This is a genomic window from Psittacicella gerlachiana (assembly GCF_003585965.1).
Taxonomy (GTDB): Bacteria; Pseudomonadota; Gammaproteobacteria; order Enterobacterales; family Psittacicellaceae; genus Psittacicella; species Psittacicella gerlachiana.
In genome coordinates this window covers 1-1975 of the sequence record NZ_NRJF01000251.1, presented here as the reverse complement: position 1 = coordinate 1975, position 1975 = coordinate 1, and the positions used below count along the sequence as shown (strand labels likewise).

Sequence of the window (1975 nt, the reverse complement as noted above, 5' to 3'; positions counted from 1 at the left end):
TGCTCAAGATTTAGAATTAAGGATTCACGAACAAGAGATTAGAATTCTCGCTCCGACAAGATTACAATTTGCTCTTAAAGACTGGTTTCAAGAGCAAAAAAACTTTACTCATTTATCTTCAAGCGGTACTGAAATAAAATTTTCTTCTCTTTACTTAACTAAAGCAAGTAAACTACAAAAACTCTTACGTAGTCGCCATCTCCCTTGGTTATGGAGTCAGTTTCTTAGTAGCTATTGTGAACAACAGCAACTCTTGCCTTAAACGCAAATTTTTGTAGCTCTTTACTCGGTATAAGAGTTATTCAAGCCCTCTTGTTCCTAAAAAATTAACCCTAATAAAGAACGACAGTCTCAGTGAGACTGTCGTTTATTACATTATAGAAAATGAAAAAAATTTATTACTTTAGCTTAACTGTTGCTTGCTAATTAATAACTATATTTTGCAAACACAGAGAAGTTATGTGCATTAGATTTAGTATGATTACTTGAAGCATCTTTAGCTTTTACTTGACGATGAGCCGCTTCTACTCCTAAAAGCACATTCGTTGATTTATAAGTAAATACTTCTGAGTACACACGAGCATATACGGTATTAGTTTTTGTAGTTTCCTTATTTACTCCCGTACGTGTAGAGGTTGCACTTACATAAGAGTAACCTAATGCTGGTTGCACATATTTATTGGTTGCATTTACTACTTCTAAGTTTAAAGCTAAGTTTTTGGTAGTTGTACCACCTTTTACCGTTAATTGTGAATGCCCTACAGTTGCCGTAACTTTAGTTTGTGGTAATACATCATAGTAAACCGCAAAGTCTAATGAGTGAGTATTTTGCGAAGCTGCCGAGCCTGCACCATTATAGTGTCCGGCTGAAGCTACCACTTGTAAAGTTAAATCTGTATACCCTGTATAGTTATATACGGCTGCATATTGATTATAGTAAGTCGTACTTGCTGCTACTTTGGAGTCAGCATAAGATACACTTACTAAGTGTTCTCTATTTTCACCAAAGACAAAAGCTACACGAGCAGTACGCTTATCTGAACCGTCTGCTACATCAACACGGTTAACTAAATCAAATGCCGTTTTTGCACCTGGAGTTAGTTTTACGGCATCACTAAATTGGTAATATTCTGCCGCATCATCTTCGCCACGCACCCCAAAGGTCGCAAAGAAAGTATCTTTATAAGCGTAGCTTAAACGAGCTTTAGTTAAATAAAATGGATCTGAATTATGAGATTTTCTCTTTTCTGAGGCAGATGAAGTTTCGTAAGTATATTTACGAGAAGTGAAATTCTTTTGATAACGCAGATACGCACCTAAGGTACTAGTATCGGTTAATTTGGTATCAAATCCTAAACCAAAACGTAATCTTAAATTATCGGTATTGTCATTACGATTACGACTAGTAAAACTATAAGCACTAGCATCAGCTGCCTTAGTTTCTACCTTACCACCTTGAAGGGTATGATGATAACGTAATGAACCGTCTACGTATACTTTGCCATTAGGAGTTTGATAAACTGTGGTTTGCGCAAATGCACTAGATGCAAGAGCCGCAAGAGTAAGAGCGACTAAAGTTTTTTTCATAATTATCCTTAAATCAAATCAAAATCTAATATCTTAATCATTACAAGCTCTTGGGCTTGTTCTTCATTTATCTTAAAACATAAAAATTAAAAAATAAATATCTAAAATTAAAATTTCTTTATTTTCATAATTAAAAATTTGATTTTTAAGAGAAAAAACTTTTAATAGTCTTTGTTTAGCCTATAAAATCTGCTCTTTGGATCTCAATTTTAAAGTTTTGTCGAACCTAATTTTATCCCTACAAAATTTATTCTTGCCTCATCCTTTACCTCTAGCCTTATAAGTTTTTAGTTACTATCTATCCTCTTCCCTACTCAATTTTACTTTAAATATTTTACCTTAAAAATCAATAGTTTATGCGGGGGGGGTATAGCTTTTTTTATTTTAC

At 33.8% G+C, this 1975-nt stretch carries 2 protein-coding genes; one reads left to right on the top strand and one right to left on the bottom strand.

Annotated elements, in window-relative coordinates; translation table 11 throughout:
* Positions 1 to 262, top strand: a 262-nt coding sequence (locus CKF59_RS07965; protein ID WP_222985701.1) for a hypothetical protein, incomplete at its 5' end; no start/stop codon positions are given.
* 164 nt (positions 263 to 426) lie between these two features.
* On the opposite strand, the gene CKF59_RS07250 is transcribed toward CKF59_RS07965, so the two are convergent.
* The gene (locus CKF59_RS07250; protein ID WP_119535261.1) at positions 427 to 1587 is read right to left on the bottom strand and encodes a hypothetical protein; all 1161 of its coding nucleotides are present in this window, start codon (positions 1585 to 1587) and stop codon (positions 427 to 429) included.
* Positions 1588 to 1975 lie beyond the last annotated feature (388 nt).

What these genes read in the sequence shown, in the direction of transcription:
- CKF59_RS07250 (WP_119535261.1), bottom strand. Translation starts at nt 1,587, where the DNA reads ATGAAAAAAACTTTAGTCGCTCTTACTCTTGCGGCTCTTGCATCTAGT.